At 53.9% G+C, this 17,571-nt stretch carries 11 protein-coding genes; 9 read left to right on the top strand and 2 right to left on the bottom strand.

Annotation, left to right across the window (positions count from 1 at the left end; all coding sequences use genetic code 11):
* Nucleotides 1–38 precede the first annotated feature (38 nt).
* The gene (gene infC, locus RJP21_RS03875; RefSeq protein WP_310858188.1) at nucleotides 39–509 is read left to right on the top strand and encodes a translation initiation factor IF-3; all 471 of its coding nucleotides are present in this window, start codon (nucleotides 39–41) and stop codon (nucleotides 507–509) included.
* A gap of 17 nt (nucleotides 510–526) precedes the next feature.
* On the opposite strand, the gene RJP21_RS03870 is transcribed toward infC, so the two are convergent.
* Entirely contained in the window at nucleotides 527–1,438 is a 912-nt protein-coding gene (locus RJP21_RS03870) for a hypothetical protein (protein ID WP_310858187.1), read from the bottom strand.
* A 480-nt stretch (nucleotides 1,439–1,918) separates the two neighbouring features.
* Entirely contained in the window at nucleotides 1,919–2,635 is a 717-nt protein-coding gene (locus RJP21_RS03865) for a Crp/Fnr family transcriptional regulator (protein WP_160041000.1), read from the bottom strand.
* A gap of 223 nt (nucleotides 2,636–2,858) precedes the next feature.
* On the opposite strand from RJP21_RS03865, the gene adhE reads away from it, so the two are divergent.
* From adhE to RJP21_RS03825, 8 genes are all read left to right on the top strand, one after another.
* On the top strand, nucleotides 2,859–5,477 hold the full coding sequence (gene adhE / locus RJP21_RS03860; protein WP_310858186.1) for a bifunctional acetaldehyde-CoA/alcohol dehydrogenase: 2,619 nt from the start codon (nucleotides 2,859–2,861) through the stop codon (nucleotides 5,475–5,477).
* A 251-nt stretch (nucleotides 5,478–5,728) separates the two neighbouring features.
* The gene (gene pflB / locus RJP21_RS03855; protein ID WP_310858185.1) at nucleotides 5,729–7,990 is read left to right on the top strand and encodes a formate C-acetyltransferase; all 2,262 of its coding nucleotides are present in this window, start codon (nucleotides 5,729–5,731) and stop codon (nucleotides 7,988–7,990) included.
* A 64-nt stretch (nucleotides 7,991–8,054) separates the two neighbouring features.
* Nucleotides 8,055–8,792, top strand: a complete 738-nt coding sequence (gene pflA / locus RJP21_RS03850) for a pyruvate formate-lyase-activating protein (RefSeq protein ID WP_310858184.1) — start codon at nucleotides 8,055–8,057, stop codon at nucleotides 8,790–8,792.
* Between the two features lie 193 nt (nucleotides 8,793–8,985).
* Entirely contained in the window at nucleotides 8,986–10,377 is a 1,392-nt protein-coding gene (locus RJP21_RS03845) for an extracellular solute-binding protein (RefSeq protein WP_310858183.1), read from the top strand.
* A 120-nt stretch (nucleotides 10,378–10,497) separates the two neighbouring features.
* Nucleotides 10,498–12,324 (top strand): cache domain-containing sensor histidine kinase, encoded by a 1,827-nt coding sequence (locus tag RJP21_RS03840; RefSeq protein ID WP_310858182.1) that lies wholly within the window; start codon nucleotides 10,498–10,500, stop codon nucleotides 12,322–12,324.
* A complete protein-coding gene (locus tag RJP21_RS03835; protein ID WP_310858181.1) occupies nucleotides 12,314–13,102 on the top strand; it encodes a response regulator transcription factor in 789 nt (262 codons plus the stop codon). Before RJP21_RS03840 ends, RJP21_RS03835 begins: the two co-directional genes overlap by 11 nt.
* Before the next feature lie 69 nt (nucleotides 13,103–13,171).
* Entirely contained in the window at nucleotides 13,172–14,782 is a 1,611-nt protein-coding gene (locus RJP21_RS03830) for a glycoside hydrolase family 3 protein (RefSeq protein WP_310858180.1), read from the top strand.
* Nucleotides 14,783–15,068: 286 nt separating this feature from the next.
* On the top strand, nucleotides 15,069–17,510 hold the full coding sequence (locus RJP21_RS03825) for a copper amine oxidase N-terminal domain-containing protein (RefSeq protein ID WP_310858179.1): 2,442 nt from the start codon (nucleotides 15,069–15,071) through the stop codon (nucleotides 17,508–17,510).
* Nucleotides 17,511–17,571: the final 61 nt, after the last annotated feature.

The raw sequence follows: 17,571 nt of genomic DNA, 5'->3' as shown, positions 1-17,571 counted from the left end.
CGGCTTTATACGACAATACGAACGGGAGCGTACGGAAAATGCTGATGAACGAAAAAATCAAAGCGTCGGAAGTGGAACTGACGGGACTAAACGGAGAGGATCTCGGCGTCATGCCGACCGCGGAAGCGTTGGCGTTGGCCAAAAAGCTGAAGGTTGACCTGGTTTGCACCTCGCTGATGAGCAGTCCCCCGCCATGCCGGCTCATCGGGGCGGGAGACGCCAAAAGGGAAAAGCAGCAGGCGAAAGCGGCGGAACGAGGCATGAAGGTAAAAGAGATCCGGCTGACGCCGCAAATCGAGGAGCATGATTATGAAACGAAACGGCGCCAGGCGGAGAAGATATTGCAGTCCGGCGACGCCGTTTTGCTTGTCGTTCGAATCAAAGGCAAGGAAGGAACCGCCGCCAAAGAACTGCTTGAGCGGCTGGCAAAGGATTTGAGCCATGCAGGGCATCGGACGTCGGGAATCCAGCTTAGCGGGAAACAGGCTTCGGTGCAGCTCAATCCGTAAGAACGGTTCATTTTTAATTAATTTTTCAAGTCACGCCAGCCGTCAAAGTCATGAATGGCGATGCCGGCGTAGGCCGGATTGTCTTTAAGCATGTCCTGAAGCTCGGCCATTTGATCATACATGACCTCGGCCCCTTCCTGGTAAAAGGTAATGAAATCCCCTTCGAGGCTTGGTTTCGTTTCTACGGCGGCCATGGCGGCTTTGCCGAGGTCTGCCGCAGCCTTCAGCGTGCTTTGGGCGATGTCGTTGATCCCTTTGGCCGTATTGCGGTAAGACATGACCGTAACCGAATCGAATTGGCCGATCATAAACCGGTTAAGGGCCGTTTTGCCGTCGGAGGCGGTATAATTGCCGAGCCAGAACGGGATGTCGGCCGACAACGGCAGCCCCATGCGATCGGCTTCGTTTCGAAGGTAGCGGACGTTGCTTTCCCACTGGCGGATGACATCGGGCAGGTCTTCTTTCCACTCCGGGAGCAAATGGGGTTCGATGTCGACGTGAATGCCGTGGAACGCTTCGTTTTCGCCTGCCGCTTGCTGGTAGCTTTTTACCCAGTTCAGAAAACCGGTAATTTCTTGCCGATTCGACGTGAGACCCCATCTTGGGGCGCCGTTCAGCGCATCCACCTCAATGCCCAGAGCCGCCGACTGCTTAATAAAGCTTTTATAATAGGTCACGGGGATGTCGGCATTGATTTGCAAATAGACAAGGTTTACCTCATGCCGGGTCAGAAACGTCAGAACCTCCTGCGGATCCCGCCGGATCCATTCGGTTTTCCACAGCCACGTGGCTTTTTGGTCATGCGGGGCCGCGGCGGTTTTGGGAGCCGGTGCCGGTTGGGACGCAGCCGCTCCTTCCTCCGTGCCGGAAACCATGGTGCCGACAAAGGCGATAATCGTCAATATGCGCTGAATCCATTTTGATGCCATACTCTCTGCACTCCTTATACGATCTATACGATCCATGATCCATTATGCCCTCGTCGTTTGCGGCGAAATGGGTTGTTGGTCTTATGGATCAACACGGGCGGGCCGGATGCCGGTCCTTGTTTCGGGCAGCTGCCGGGACTGTGTCCGCCTGGCGGTGAACGATGATCGAATGATATTTTAGGAATAATTGCGCAATGAAAATAAGACCAAAGAAATGCGCAACATCATGTTCATCGGTTCTCTATTCCGAAAGTTTTATAGGACTTTAGAATCAAAAGAGGTCTTTTTGGCTTCGTGATATGACATATTTAGGTATTTTGGAATGATGGGACTGGAATAAGGGGTGGATTACAAAATTTGTCAGGGGTATAGGTCTTAATGCATGCTAAAAAACCTCCGTTGGCCGAAATGCGGTCCTGGAGGTTTTTTTGGCTTTATGGCGACGGGAACATCGGCGATGCTGGCCGGCGGCTTAACGGCTTAAATACGGCAAATCTCTTTCGGACACATCTCGCAATGGCAAACGTCCTGCAGCATTTCAAGGTTTTTAATGACGATAAGGCCGTTTTCGTATTCGATGGCGCCTTTTTTGCGGAGATCGCCGAGCAGCCGGTTTACGCTTTCGCGCGTCGAGCCGATCATGTTGGACAAATCCGTGTGGGTAATTTTTTTGTTGATCAAAATGTCATCTCCGTGTTCCTCGCCGTACGTATTGCTAAGCCGGATCAGCGTCGAGCAGAGGGCACCCGGCTTGCCGTACAACATCAGGTCGCGGAACTTGGTCTGGGTCAGCCGGTGATGGACGCCCATCCATTTCATGAAATCGATCGCGAAATCGCAGTGCTGGCAGATCAGCACTTCGAGGTCTTTATGGTCGATGACGCCGACGACGCTTTCTTCCATCACTTCGGCGGTATAACTTTGCTTATGGCTGAAAAAGGGATCGGCATGGCCAACGATGTCTCCCGCTTGGTACATGTACAAAATCAGCTCTTTGCCCTCATCGGTGGATTTGGTCAGCTGGATGCGCCCGCTTTTAACGTAAAACAACTTGTCGGAGCTGTCGCCTTCCCAAAACAAATGGGATCCTTCGGGCGCGGTCCGGTCTTGCATGATAGCCATCAGGCGCTCCAGGTTTTGTTCGGAGAAGCAGCTTGTATTCCCGCGGGTTTCGATTACGTTCAGTTGGTTGCTCATACTCGTTATCCCCTCTATCTCTTTAATTTTTAAAATAAATTTTAAGTAAATTATAACCTGAAAAAAATGGTTTTTGGGGACTTTGAAGACCGAAAAAGTGTCGAAATTCCGAATTTGTGATTATTTTCACTTTCGTGTGAGAAAGATCATCTCCGGACGGTTCCGGTTTTGTTATGATCAGGCCAGAGATAGGATTTCAAAATAAACTGGAAGGATGAGAGACATGGCTGTAAAAAAAGAACCCGCTGCAGAACAAAAACAGCAGTCGCCGGAAGCGTACATCCAGAACTTGATCGACAAAGCGAACGAGGCGCAAAGGAAGTTCATGGACATGACGCAGGAGCAAGTGGACGGGATCGTTCAGGCGATGGCCCTGGCCGGGCTTGATCAGCATATGCGGCTGGCCAGGATGGCCGTCGACGAGACCGGCAGAGGCGTATATGAAGACAAAATCACCAAAAACATGTTTTCCACCGAATACATCTATCACAGCATCAAATATGAAAAAACGGTAGGCGTCATCGAAGACAATCCGTACGAAAGCTACCAAAAAATCGCCGAACCCGTCGGCATCATCATGGGGATCACCCCGGTGACCAACCCGACGTCCACGACGATGTTCAAAGCGTTGATTTCGATCAAAACCCGCAACCCGATCATTTTCGGCTTCCATCCATCGGCGCAGCAGTGCAGCCGCGAGGCGGCCAAAATCATGCTGGAGGCGGCGGTGAAGCACGGGGCTCCAGCCGATTGCATCCAGTGGATCGAAGAGCCGAACATGGAAAAAACGAATGCGCTGATGAACCATCCCGACGTGGCGCTCATTTTGGCGACGGGAGGATCGGGCATGGTGCGCGCCGCTTACAGCTGCGGAAAACCTGCTCTTGGCGTCGGTCCGGGCAACGTGCCTTGCTTCATCGAAAAATCGGCGGACATCGATCAGGCGGTGACCGACCTCATTTTGTCCAAATCGTTCGACAACGGGATGATTTGCGCTTCGGAGCAGGCGGTCATCATCGAGGAGCCGATCTTCGAGGCGGTCAAAAAGAAAATGACGGCGAACGGCTGCTACTTCGTCAATAAGGAAGAAACCGCCAAGCTGACGGCAGGCGCCATCAACCTGGAAAAATGCGCGGTCAACCCGGCCATCGTCGGCCAATCCGCGGTGAAGATCGCGGAAATATGCGGTTTCAGCGTGCCGGTGGGAACCAAAATTTTGGTGGCCGAAATCGAAGGCGTCGGTCCGAAGTATCCGCTGTCCGCGGAAAAGCTCAGTCCGGTGCTGGCCTGTTATAAAGTAAAAAACGCGGCCGAAGGCATCCAGCGTTCGGCGGAGGTCGTCGCGTTCGGCGGCATGGGACACTCGTCGGTCATTCACTCGCATAACGAGGAAGTGATATCGGCGTTCGCGGACCGGCTGCAGACCGGGCGGATCATCGTCAATTCGCCGTCGACCCACGGGGCGATCGGGGACATTTACAACACGAACCTGCCTTCATTGACGCTGGGCTGCGGTTCGTACGGCCGGAATTCGACGTCTTCGAACGTAACCGCGGTCAATCTCATCAACATCAAAAGGGTGGCGCGCCGTACCGTGAATATGCAATGGTTCAAAGTACCCGACAAGATTTATTTTGAAAAAGGAGCGACGCAATATTTGGCCAAAATGCCGGACATCAGCCGGATCGCGATCGTGACCGACGAAATGATGGTGAAGCTGGGGTATGTCGAAAGGGTCGAATATTTCCTGCGCCAGCGCCAAAATCCGGTCGTCATCGAAGTGTTTTCGGAAGTGGAGCCCGACCCTTCGACGACCACGGTGGACAGGGGCACCGACATGATGAGACGGTTCCAGCCGGACTGCATCATTGCGCTTGGCGGGGGCTCGCCGATGGATGCGGCCAAAGCGATGTGGCTGTTCTACGAATATCCGGATACGGACTTTTCGAACCTGAAGCAGAAGTTTATGGACATCCGCAAACGGATCTACAAATATCCGCGCCTCGGGAAAAAGGCCAAATTCGTTGCCATTCCGACGACCTCGGGCACGGGCTCGGAAGTCACCTCGTTTGCCGTCATAACGGACAAAAACCAAGGCAATACGAAATACCCGCTTGCGGATTATGAATTGACGCCGGACGTCGCGATCGTCGATCCGGAGTTTGTCTACACGCTGCCGAAACGGGCGGTGGCCGATACGGGGATGGACGTGCTCACGCATGCGATCGAGGCCTATGTATCGGTCATGGCCAGCGATTATACGGACGGACTGGCGATCAAAGCGATCCAGCTCGTGTTCCAATACTTGGAGAAGTCGGCGCTGACCGGGGACAAAATTGCCCGCGAAAAGATGCATAATGCTTCGACGCTGGCCGGAATGGCCTTTGCCAATGCGTTCCTTGGCATCAACCACAGCCTTGCGCATAAATGGGGCGGCGAATACCATACGGCGCACGGCCGGACCAACGCGATCCTGATGCCGCACGTGATCCGTTACAACGCGAAAAAGCCAAGCAAGTTCGCTTCGTTCCCGAAATATTCGCATTTCGTCGCCGACGAGCGGTATGCGGAAATCGCGCGCATTTTGGGATTGCCTGCCCGCACGACGGAGGAAGGCGTAAACAGCCTGATTCTGGCCATACGGAAATTGAACAAGGCGCTTGGCATTGAGGAATCGTTCCAGGAGCTCGGATTTGACGCCAAAGAATTCGAAGCAAAAGTCGATTACTTGGCGGACCGCGCTTTCGAGGATCAATGCACGACGGCGAATCCGAAGCTGCCGCTCGTATCGGAGCTGGCGGACATTTACCGGAACGCGTTTTACGGTCGGTTCGAGGAGTAGGCATTCGGTACATGACGGCTGCGACAATGTGATATATGTCACAGCCGTTTTGGCGGAAGTTTCTTAAACTGGACTTGTAAAGGAAAACGCCGCATCGATGAAAGATCACAAGCAAGAACGCAGCAAAAGCCAATGATAAGCAGCAGCATAAAGCAAAAATTAGCAAGATCACGCCATATAAGTGAATGAAATCACAAATAGCAAAACGCATCGATGCGGCGGATCATATCCTGAAAAACGGAGGGATTCCAATGTCTGTTCTGGAACAAGACGTACAAACCATGCAGCCGGGCTGGCGCGGGTTCAAAAAAGGAAATTGGATGAACAAAGTCAACGTCAACGACTTTATCGAGCGTAATATCATCCCCTACCTGGGAGACGAAGATTTTTTGGCCGGGCCGACGCAGAATACGACGGAGCTGTGGAAAATCGTATCCGATTTGACCCAAAAGGAAAGGGAAAACGGCGGCGTGCTGGATGTGGACGTTCATACGCCTTCGACGATTTTGTCCCATGGGCCGGGATATTTGGACAAAGAAAAGGAACAGATCGTCGGCGTCCAAACCGACGCCCCGTTCAAGCGGTCCATCCAGCCGTTCGGCGGCATCCGCATGATGGTCGATGCATGCGAGGCTTACGGCTTCGAGCTTCCCCAAGAATTGATCGACATCTTTACGAATATCCGCAAAACGCATAACCAGGGCGTCTTTGACGCTTACACGACGGAGATGCGCGCGGCGCGCAAAGCGGGAATCATTACCGGCCTGCCCGATGCTTACGGCCGCGGCCGGATTATCGGCGACTACCGCCGCGTCGCCTTGTACGGCGTCGATTTCCTCATCCAGCAGAAAAAACGGGAGCTGCTCGAGCTTGAAGTCGATGCCATGGAGGAGGACGTCATTCGCCTGCGCGAGGAATTGTCCGAGCAAATCCGCGCGCTCGGCGAACTGAAGCAAATGGCCGGAATGCACGGCTACGACATCTCCAAGCCGGCGCAAAACGCCAAGGAAGCTTTCCAATGGCTATATTTCGGTTATTTGGCGGCCATCAAAGAGCAAAACGGCGCCGCGATGTCGCTGGGACGCGTTTCCTCGTTCCTCGACATCTACATCGAACGCGATCTGGCAGAAGGCACGCTGACGGAAACAGAGGCGCAGGAGCTTGTCGACCATTTTGTCATGAAGCTTCGGATCGTCAAGTTTCTGCGGACGCCGGACTACAACGAGCTGTTCAGCGGCGATCCGACCTGGGTGACGGAGTCGATCGGCGGGATGTCGGTAAACGGGCAAACCCGGGTGACGAAAAACAGCTTCCGCTTCCTGCATACGTTGTACAATTTGGGACCGGCGCCGGAACCGAACCTGACGGTGTTGTGGTCGGAAAAACTTCCGGAGGCATTCAAGAAATATTGCGCGAAGGTATCGATCGAGACGAGCTCGATCCAATACGAAAACGATGATTTGATGCGCCCGATTTACGGCGACGACTACGGGATCGCCTGCTGCGTGTCCGCGATGCGGATCGGCAAGCAAATGCAGTTTTTCGGAGCCCGCGCAAACCTGGCAAAATGTTTGCTGTACGCCATTAACGGCGGCATCGACGAAAAATCCGGCGCGCAGGTCGGACCCGAATATCCGGCGATTACGTCCGAGGTGCTGTCGTATGACGAAGTGGTCAAACGGCTGAAGCCGATGATGGAATGGCTGGCGAAGCTGTACATGAACTCGCTGAACGTCATCCATTACATGCATGACAAATACTGCTACGAACGCATCGAGATGGCGCTGCATGACCGCGACATCCTTCGCACGATGGCCTGCGGCATCGCCGGGCTGTCCGTAGCGGCCGATTCGCTGAGCGCGATCAAACACGCCAAAGTGAGACCGGTCCGCAATGAACGGGGCATTGCCGTCGATTTCGAGATCGAAGGCGAATATCCATGCTACGGCAACAACGACGATCGGGTGGACGGCATCGCCGTTTGGCTGGTGGAAACGTTCATGGGCATGATCCGCAAGCATAAAGCGTACCGGAACGCGCTGCCGACCCAATCGGTCCTGACGATCACCTCGAACGTCGTGTACGGCAAAAAAACGGGCACGACGCCGGACGGACGCAAGGCGGGCGAGCCGTTTGCGCCGGGCGCCAATCCGATGCACGGACGCGACAAGAAAGGGGCGCTCGCTTCCCTCAGCTCGGTAGCCAAACTCCCGTATGAGGACAGCCTCGACGGCATCTCCAATACGTTTTCGATCGTGCCGAAAGCGCTCGGCAAAGAGCCCGAGGTCCGCAAGTCGAACCTGGTATCGATGCTGGACGGATACTTCGGCAGCAAAGCGCATCATCTGAACGTCAACGTATTCGACCGCGAGCAGCTCATGGACGCGATGGAGCATCCGGAGAACTACCCGCAGCTGACGATTCGCGTATCGGGTTACGCCGTCAACTTCGTGAAGCTGACGCGCGAGCAGCAGCTCGACGTCATTAACCGTACGTTCCACGGCTCCATGTAAACCGGGGCACGGGCTCTCCCGTGCCGAACCGGACATCAAGCGGATGCGGAAAGGATGACTTCATATGATCAAAGGGCATGTACACTCCATGGAAACCTTCGGAACCGTCGACGGGCCGGGCATCCGCTTTGTCCTTTTCATGCAGGGCTGCCTGCTGAAATGCCAGTACTGCCATAACCCGGATACCTGGGCGCTGGACGGCGGCAAAGAGATGACGGTCGAGGAAGTGCTGGCCGAAATCGAACCTTATTTGCCGTATTACCGGGCATCCGGGGGCGGCCTTACCGTTTCGGGCGGCGAGCCTACGCTGCAGTCGCATTTTGTGGCGGAGCTGTTCGAGGAGGCGAAAAGACGCTGGAACCTGCACACGGCGCTCGACAGCAACGGCTTTAACGAAGCGGAGCGGATTCATCGGCTGCTGGACGCGACGGACTTGGTGCTGCTGGACATCAAGCACATCGACGACGCCGAGCATATCAAGCTGACGGGGAAATCCAACGAACGGACGCTGCAGACGGCGAAATGGCTGTCGGAGCATGGGCGCAAAATGTGGATCCGGCATGTGTACGTGCCGGGCATCCATGACCGCGAGGAACACCTGATCGACCTCGGCCGGTTCATCGGGACGCTCCGGGGCGTCGAAAAATTCGAAATTCTTCCCTACCACCAGATGGGCGTCTACAAATGGGAGGCGCTTGGCAAAACCTACCCTTTGGAAGGCGTTCCGAGCCCTGCCGAAGAAGAGGTGCAGCGCGCGTACCGTTTGATAGAAGCCGGGCGTAAACAAACCGAATCCGCATAAGCGAATCGCCTGAAGAGCTCTTTTCTGCATAAGAAAAGGGCTCTTGGTTTGTCTGCGGAACCTTGGGAGGCTGCCGTTTTTGCAAATTTCCGAAATAGTAGAGATTTTTATCCCCAAAATAGCAGATTGTTGCACTAACGTTGATGTATACTCATTCTTATAATGAGAATGTGAGATTTAAGGGGGATCAACGATGAAGGTCAAGAGAAGCTTCATTCTTTTGATATCGCTGTGCTTCGCTGCTTCATTATGGTTGACAGCCTGTGAGAACCAAAGCGCGCCCAACCATGAAAACGCATCCAATGCAAAAGGGGCCAAAGCCGCTGAGAAAAAGGCCGAACCCTTCGATTTGACGCTCCGTCACACCCAGGTCGGCAAAGATAAAGAGAAACGGTTTGCCATCCTGAACGATGTAGTCAAAAAGGTGGAGGCCGAGGTAAACGGGCTGACGTTCAGACTGGACGGCGTCGATTCCGACGTAAACCGCAAAGAAAAACTTCGCGGCGAGATGGCGGCAGGCAATCCTCCCGATATTTTCGACCTGTTCGGCAGCCCGGATTCCGTCATGTACGCCAAGCAGGGGAAGCTGCTGGATTTGACGCCGATCATCGAGGAACTGGGCATCAAGGACAAATTTTCTTCATTAGATGCATTTACATACGAGGGGAAAGTGTACGGGCTGCCGATCGGCGGCTCGGGCGAAGGGTTTTATTACAACAAGGAGTATTTCGAGAAAAAAGGCTGGAAACCGCCGGCGACGTTTGCGGAGTTCGAGAACATGCTGGCTGAAATCAAGGCCGACGGCAAGGTCCCGATTGCCGCGGCCTCGAAAGCCGGCTGGATTCCGCTCATGATCACCAACCATTTATGGTCGCGTTACGCCGGCCCGGACATTACCGCCAAGTTTGCCACCGGCGAAGCCGCATGGACCGACCCGAACGTCGTCAAGGCTTTCGCCAAGCATAAGGAATGGAAAGACAAAGGCTACTTTACCGAAGGCGAGCTCGGGTTGGAATATCCGGAATATACGGCCCAGTTTACGAGCGGCAAAGCCATCCTGATGTACGACGGCACGTGGAAATCATCCGTGTTCAAGCAGGGGGAATCGGGGGCTTCCATGTTCGGCAAAGTAGGATTTTTTAACATGCCGCCGGTCGAGGGGGGCGTCGGGGACCAGACCTCGCTGATGCTGAATTTCAATAACGGCTACGGCTTTTCGGCCGCGGTCGCCAAGGATCCCCGCAAAATCGCGGCGGTCAAATCCTTCATTAAAAACATGTTCAACGAGGATATGCAGATCCGCGGACTGGTCGAAGACGGCGTGCTGCCGGCGATGAAGCTGGATGCCTCGGTACTCGCTTCGAGCATTAACGACGGCCTCATGAAGGAGATCGTCGACGTGATCGAGAAGGCGGATACGAAGTTTCCGGCCTTCGACGCCCTTGTTCAGGCGGACGTGACGTCGGAGATCAGCAACGTTCAAATCCAGAAGCTGATCAGCGGCCAAACGACGCCGGAAAAAATGGCCGAGGCGCTGCAAAAAGTGCAGGACGAAGCCAATAGGGCGGCCGACTCCGCCAAATAGCAGCGAAGGCTGCCGGAGATAACGAGCTGTGCGGACGGCTTGCAAGCCAAGGCGTTTTTGCATGCAGGACCATGCGCTTAATAACGGATTTTGCAAAATGTCGAGAATGGAAGAGTGCCCATGAATTTGCGCAACAAGTTGTTTACGGCATTTGTCGTGCTCATCATCGTGCCCGTATGCATTTTGGGCGTCGTCACGTATATCGTGTCGTCGCATTCGATCGAAGAAAAATACAGCCGCCAGACCGAATATTCGCTGAAATCGATCAGCTACAGCATCGGGACCGTGTTGAGGCAGATGGACAACGTGACGGATAACGGCATCGCCACCTCCGTTTTCCATATGGCGCTTTCCGCCAAGGACCCTTCCAAGCAGGATTTGAACGAAGAGCAGCTCAGCCTGAACAACAGCCAGCGGAATTTTCGCAATTTGCTGTATAACCATCCGGCGATCAGTTACGCTTTTCTGTACAATCTGCGCGGCGCGGTCGTATCGGTGTTCACCAAAGAAAACTTTAAGACCATGCCTTTCGAGGATTTCAAAAAACAGCCTCTGTACCAGGAAGTCATCGATCTGAACGGCGTGCCGAAATGGATCGCCCCGCATGAATATCCCGAGCTCACGGGCACCGAACCGGTATTCACGCAAATCCGGCTGGTCAAGGAGCTGAGCTATTTCAAAAACATCGGCATCCTCGTCGTGCAGATCAAAAACTGGGATATCGAATCGATTTTCCGCAATTTGTCCCCGACGCAAAACATGCAGTCCACCCAGTTTATGCTCGTCAACGACGACGGCCTGATTTTGTACGACCCGAACCAAACGCTGGAAGGCAAACGGATTTCCTCCGTCATGAAAAAGGCGGTGCATTTCGGATCCGGGTACCAGAGCTTCAAAACCGATTTCGACAACGAAAAAAGCATCGTTTCGATTTACCATATGGAGGATTACTCCTGGAACGTGGTCGCGGTTACCTCCTGGGCGTCGCTGTCCAAGGAAACGCTCGTTTTTGCCCAATGGTTTATCGGGATCACCCTGCTGTGCCTGCTGGCGGCCATCACGTTCAACATGGTGTTCATGAGAAGGATTACCGGCTCCATCGGCGTTATCGTCCGTTTCATGCGGAAGGTGGAGGGCGGCGATTTTAACGTGCAGGTGGAGGACCGGGGCAAGGACGAGCTGCATATTTTAGCCAAAGGCTTCAACGACCTGGTCGGCCAGATCAACAGTCTGTTCAAGCAGATCAAAACCGAGCAGAAGCAGAAAACCGAAGCCGAGCTGCGCGTGCTTCAGGCCCAGATCAAGCCGCATTTCCTGTTTAACACGCTCGAGTCGATCAACGTGCTGGCGATCCAGAACGAAGGCGTCAAAGTGAGCGAGATGGTGCACAGGCTCGGCAATATTTTGCGGATCAGCATCCAGGGCAAGGAGGAAATTCCGCTTGACCAGGAAATCGAGCATTTGCGCAGCTATTTGGAGATCCAGAAGTTCCGGTTCGACGACCTGTTCGATTACGAGCTGGACATCCCGCCGGAGCTCGGCCGGCGCAGCGTGCTGAAGCTGACCCTTCAGCCGCTCGTCGAAAACTGTATCCAACATGGCTTTGAAGGGATCGGTTACAAGGGGCATATCCATGTGTCGTGCTGGACGGACCGGGGCCGCTTCATTTTGCAGGTGCAGGACAACGGAATCGGCATGAGTCCGGAGCAGCTTCGCAAATTCGTCTACATGAAGACGGACAAGGAAGAGGAATCCGGCCGCAACAAAGTGGAAGACAGACATATAAATGAGGAACGGAGGGGGCTGGGCGTGCGGAGCGTGGCCGACCGGATCCGGATCCATTACGGGGAGTACTACGGATTGTTTATTTGTTCTTCGCTTTTGACGGGGACGATCATTCAATGTGTTTTGCCTGATGCCGAATGGAGGGATAAAAATGATCCTTAACGTAATGCTTGTCGATGACGAGGCTCCGATCCTCAACAATTTAAAACGCATCATTCCGTGGAAGGACATGAACATGCAGGTGCTGGCCGCGCGGAGCGGCAAGGAAGCCTTGGAGCTGTTCGACATTCATAACCCGGACATTATTTTGTGCGACATCCGCATGCCGGTCATGGACGGCCTGACATTGATCGGGGAGCTTCGGGAACGGGGTTCGAACGCGGAAATCATTTTGCTGACAGGCTACCAGGAGTTTGAATACGCCAGGGCGGGCATCAAATACAAGGTGCGCGATTACATTTGCAAGCCGATCCACTATAAGGAACTCGAAAACACGATCCGCGCGGTCGGGGAACAAATCGTCCATCAGCGGCTGAAGGATCCTTTTCGGCAAACGGTGTCCCGCATCGGGGAGGCGGAAGGGCAGCAGACCGCCAGAAAAAATCCGCAGCAGCTTATGGCGGAGGCCGTTGCTTATATCGCGAGCAGGCTGGATACGGATTTGGGCATCGAGGAGCTTGCCGGGCATCTGGGAATCAGCTGCAGTTATTTCAGCCTTTTGTTCAAAAACCATCTGGGGATGACCTTCGTGGAATACGTCACCGGGAAGCGCATCGAGGCCGCGAAATATTTGCTGCTCCACAGCGATAAAAGCATCACGCAAATCGGCGTCGGCATCGGTTACCACGAGCGGCGGTATTTTACGAAGGTGTTTCAGCGGCATACCGGCATGACCCCGTCGGAATTCCGCGATCAAGCGAGAAGTATCCCTGTAAGCTGATTTCCGTTATGATAGAAATGTTGGAAAAGTAAGCCCTATTTTTAAGTTGATAAGGAAGTGCATAGAAAAATGGATCTTTCGAACATGACACTGGAGCAAAAAATCGGCCAAATGTTCATTTGCGGATTTCATTCATTGGTGCCGGACGACCAGATCAAGAAACTGATTCAGGAATACCATCTGGGAGGCGTCATTTATTTCCGCCGCAATATCGGCGACCCCGAACAAGTTGCCGGACTTTCGGCTTCGCTGCAAAAGCTGGCTGCGGATCAAGGGGATTTGCCGCTGTGGATCGCCATCGATCAGGAAGGCGGCATGGTGGCGCGGATCGACCATAAAAAAATGAGCCGGATTCCGGGCAATATGTCCCTGGGCGCTACCGGCAATCCGGCATACAGCTATGAGGTGTCGAAGATCAGCGCCGAGGAGCTGCTTCAGGTCGGCATCAACATGAACTTCGCGCCATGCCTTGACGTCAACAACAACCCGCATAACCCGGTGATCGGGGTCCGGTCGTTCGGGGAAGACGCCGACCGGGTCGCGGAACATGGGGCGGCGGTCATCAAGGCGTTCCAGGAGAAGGGGCTGTCCGCAGCCGCAAAACATTTTCCGGGGCATGGCGATACGAACGTGGACAGCCATATGGGTTTGGCTACCGTCGAGCATAACCTGGACCGCTTGCAGCAGGTTGAGCTGAAGCCGTTCATCGAGGCGATCCGCGGCGGCGTTGACGTCATCATGACCGCCCACGTCATTTTCCCGGCCATCGAGCCGGAACGGATCCCCGCCACCTTGTCGAGATCGGTGCTGACCGGGCTGCTCCGCGAGGATTTGGCCTACGACGGCATCATCGTGACCGATTGCCTTGAAATGCACGCGATCGCCAAGTTTTTCGGCATCGGGGAAGGAGCGGTCAAAGCGGTGGAAGCCGGCGCGGACGTCGTCCTGGTCAGCCATACGCTCAGCGATCAGATCGAAGCGTTCGAAGCGGTTAAACAAGCCGTTTTGTCGGGAAGAATCAGCGAAAAGACGATCGACAACGCCGTTGCCCGCATTTTGGCGCTGAAATCCAAACGGCTGGCGAATCTGAAAACTCCGGACGAGCCGCCGGTATTCCGCGAAAGGCATGAGAAACCCGAGGTGGATCGCCTGCTAAAGGAGGTTTCCCTGAAGAGCGTGACGCTCGTCAAGGATCAGGGGCAGCTGCCGCTTCAACCCGAAGCGCCCGTGTTGGTCATCTGGCCTGAATTGCGTTCCGAAACGCAGGTCGACGAGCCGTGGACGGAATTTGTCACCCTTGGGGACGCGCTGGCCGGCCATTTGGAGCAGGTTCAGGAAATCGTGGTCAGCGCCGAACCGGACGAGGATGCAATCGAACGGGTGATCTCCGTTGCCGCAGGCTTCAGTCAGGTCGTCCTGGTCACTTATACGGCGGGAAGCACGCTGCCCGAAGGACAGCGCGTGCTGGCCGAGCGGCTGATGGAGCAAAAGCATGACAAGCTGGTGGCGGCTTCTACCCGGAATCCGTACGATTTGAACGAAATTCCATCCATTCCGGCTTATCTGTGCTGCTACGAAAATACGCCTTATTTCATGGAAGCGTTGGCGGCCGTGCTGGCAGGGAAAAACAAAGCCGAAGGCAAGCTGCCTGTTAGCCTGAGCGTCCTGGGCGCCGTCTAACCATGCACTGAATTGAATCGTCGCAAGGTTTGAAAGCGGGAGATCCCTTTTCGGCGGGAATCCTCCGCTTTTTTTTCTGAACATCCAGATTTTCCGGGGAGAAAAAGCTTGCTAAAACCGTGGGAAAATTCCGTATAAAACAGCCGGTCATGCCCAAAAATTCCACCGATCGACTTTTTTCTTATTTTGCTTGAAAACGGTAAGCAACTTTTTATCGGATACTGCGTCTAATACTATGTCTGTTTGAGGGCGAGATAGAAAAATGGGAGTGTAAAGGAGTCTGTACATGAATTTCAAGAAACTGACAATGATCGCTGTGTTAGCTGCAGCCCAGACCGCATTGGTCGTTCCGGCTGCGGGTGCGGAAGGTGCGGTCACAGGAACAACGGAAACGATTCAAAACATCACCGCGAATACGGACGCTGCATCAAACGCGAAGCAGGACGGCGCCGCTAACGCAGCAGGAATTGCAGATAATTCCAAAAACGGGGAACCATCAAACAATGCTTTAGGGAAAGACCAAGCAGTAACGGGAACAACGAACCCGGGCACGACAAATACAGGAACAACAAATGCAGGAACGACGAATACCGGAACAACGAACACCGGAACGACAGACGGTAACAACGGGAACGTAAACCAGAATGACTCCGGCAAAACGGGAGATGTTCAATCCGGGGATTCCCAAACGGACCAGGCGTCGCAAGACGGCAGCAAAAATGCGCAGGATCCATCGGGAGACGTAAATCCGACCGGCCAAACAAGCGGGCAAAACGGCGCTTCCGATCCGGGCAAAGACGGAAAATCCGCAGGAACTTCGGTAACCTCCACAGATCCGCTTCAAGCCGGTTCCGATCAGTTGATCCTGATGATGAACAGCAACAAAATGTACCAAAACGGAAAGCTTTATCTTGCAGGCCAGCCTATGGCGGTCAAAAACGGCGTTTCCTACGTAGCTATTCGGGCGATGGTCGAACGTGCGGGACTCAAGCTTACATATGATAATAAAACCAAAGAAACGATCATTATGAAAGACGGCAAGGAGCTTCGTTTTAAAACGAACAGCAACGTGTACCGCGTCGACGGCGTCTCTACGAAAATGAAAGGCCCGGCTTATCAGCAAAACAACGTGTTCATGGTGCCGCTTACTTCGATCACCCAAGCGCTGAACATTCCTTATACGGTTGATCAGGCCAACAAAAGAGTCATTCTGACGCTTTCGACCAAACCGGTGGCTGCGTTTACCGTTTCGCCTTCGGAAATTATTGCCGGCGAAACGACGGTGACGTACACCACGCAAACGAAGGTTTCGAACGGCCTGGAAATCGTGGATGAACGCTGGGAAGGCAAAGAAGACGTGTTCCAGGAGGCAGGCCCTCACACGATTACGCATTATGTCCAGGATTCCAGCGGACAATGGAGCGATCCGTACACCGTCACCGTAAACGTGGTGAAGCCTAATGAACCGCCTGTAGCGAAATTTACGACCGATAAAGACGAGTACAAAATGGGCGAAAAGGTGACGATCACCGATCTGAGCACCGATGACGAGAACGCGATCGTCAGCCGTGAATGGCTGAACGACCGCAAGGCGTTTTTTACGCCGGGTCCGGTGACCATCCGTCTGACCGTAACCGACAAACACGGTGCGACCAGCGAATTCCAAAAAACGATCAATATCACAAACGAGACGTTGTACACCGAAGATCAGTTCAACAAGCTGTTTACGGATGTAGGCGATAAATTTGCGTTTGACGGTTCCCAAGTTCCATCGTGGAAAAACCTGCAATACCAGATTTCTTCCGAGCCGTCCACGCTGATCCGCAGCAACAGCCCGGAAACCGTGTATCAGGAAGGGCTTTTGTACCGCGAGACCGGGCTTGGCAACACGCGCTTCATGGTGCACCACGTCAATTCGACCGGAAAAAACATGAAACTGTACGTCATTGCGACGAACACGAACGCGGGTACACCTGCACAGCTTACGATTCAGGACTTTGGCATGGGCGGACCGAACCTGTATCCGACGTTGACCGGCAAAGTGTCGACGGAACGTTATTTCCAATCGATGCAGAACCAAACCGCCCGTCAGGTCATTAACCTGGCTCCGGGTGAAAGCAAAGTCATCATGACCGATATAAGCAAAATCAAAATGAAGCAGGGGGATACGATTTCCGCGCTTGCCGACGCGTTCAGCGATCTTCCGATCCAATACAGCTTCATCATGATCGACGAAAGCAAAGATCCGCTGCAAACCTTGCCGTATTTGACGAACCTGGAGCGGGACGTTCATAATCGCGGAACGTATCCGGATTCCACGCGTTTGATCCGCTATGACGATCTCGTCGGCGACACGCCGTCGCGCCTCGTTCTTGGCGACAACAGCCAGGATCCGAACCTGACAGGTTTGGACGGCATTTACGGAACGGAAACTTCCAACGCGGGCAACTTCGGCGTATTGTATAAAATTACGGTGAGCCGCGTCGCTCCGCATACCTTGATTACATTGAATCCGCGCGGCGGCTTGTACACGGGCGTCGTGATGGTCAACGGCCAACCGGTTCAGGTTGCCAAAAACGTGTCCGTCAATGCGCCGCATGAAGCAAGCGTGTTGTACCGCACGGGCAACGGCGAGGAAAACGTGGAAATTTGGTACACCGCCGCGCCGGGCAGCAACCTGCCGATCAACCTGCTGTTTACACCGCTGCCTGAAGTCAAAACGCCTTAAGGCGTAAAGATGGGTTCATTCGCGCTAAATCCGATCATTTCAGATTGAATAGAAAACTGCC

It is taken from the genome of Paenibacillus sp. VCA1 (assembly GCF_031583795.1).
GTDB lineage: Bacteria > Bacillota > Bacilli > Paenibacillales > Paenibacillaceae > Paenibacillus_AQ > Paenibacillus_AQ albilobatus.
The sequence above is the reverse complement of the archived record's forward strand: the minus strand, read 5'-3'. Positions and strand labels throughout refer to the sequence as shown.

Excerpts from the sequence above, each read along its gene's own strand:
- infC (WP_310858188.1), top strand. The coding sequence starts at position 39 with ATGCTGATGAACGAAAAAATCAAAGCGTCGGAAGTGGAACTGACGGGA.
- RJP21_RS03870 (WP_310858187.1), bottom strand. The coding sequence starts at position 1,438 with ATGGCATCAAAATGGATTCAGCGCATATTGACGATTATCGCCTTTGTC.
- RJP21_RS03865 (WP_160041000.1), bottom strand. The coding sequence starts at position 2,635 with ATGAGCAACCAACTGAACGTAATCGAAACCCGCGGGAATACAAGCTGC.
- adhE (WP_310858186.1), top strand. The coding sequence starts at position 2,859 with ATGGCTGTAAAAAAAGAACCCGCTGCAGAACAAAAACAGCAGTCGCCG.
- pflB (WP_310858185.1), top strand. The coding sequence starts at position 5,729 with ATGTCTGTTCTGGAACAAGACGTACAAACCATGCAGCCGGGCTGGCGC.
- pflA (WP_310858184.1), top strand. The coding sequence starts at position 8,055 with ATGATCAAAGGGCATGTACACTCCATGGAAACCTTCGGAACCGTCGAC.
- RJP21_RS03845 (WP_310858183.1), top strand. The coding sequence starts at position 8,986 with ATGAAGGTCAAGAGAAGCTTCATTCTTTTGATATCGCTGTGCTTCGCT.
- RJP21_RS03840 (WP_310858182.1), top strand. The coding sequence starts at position 10,498 with ATGAATTTGCGCAACAAGTTGTTTACGGCATTTGTCGTGCTCATCATC.
- RJP21_RS03835 (WP_310858181.1), top strand. The coding sequence starts at position 12,314 with ATGATCCTTAACGTAATGCTTGTCGATGACGAGGCTCCGATCCTCAAC.
- RJP21_RS03830 (WP_310858180.1), top strand. The coding sequence starts at position 13,172 with ATGGATCTTTCGAACATGACACTGGAGCAAAAAATCGGCCAAATGTTC.
- RJP21_RS03825 (WP_310858179.1), top strand. The coding sequence starts at position 15,069 with ATGAATTTCAAGAAACTGACAATGATCGCTGTGTTAGCTGCAGCCCAG.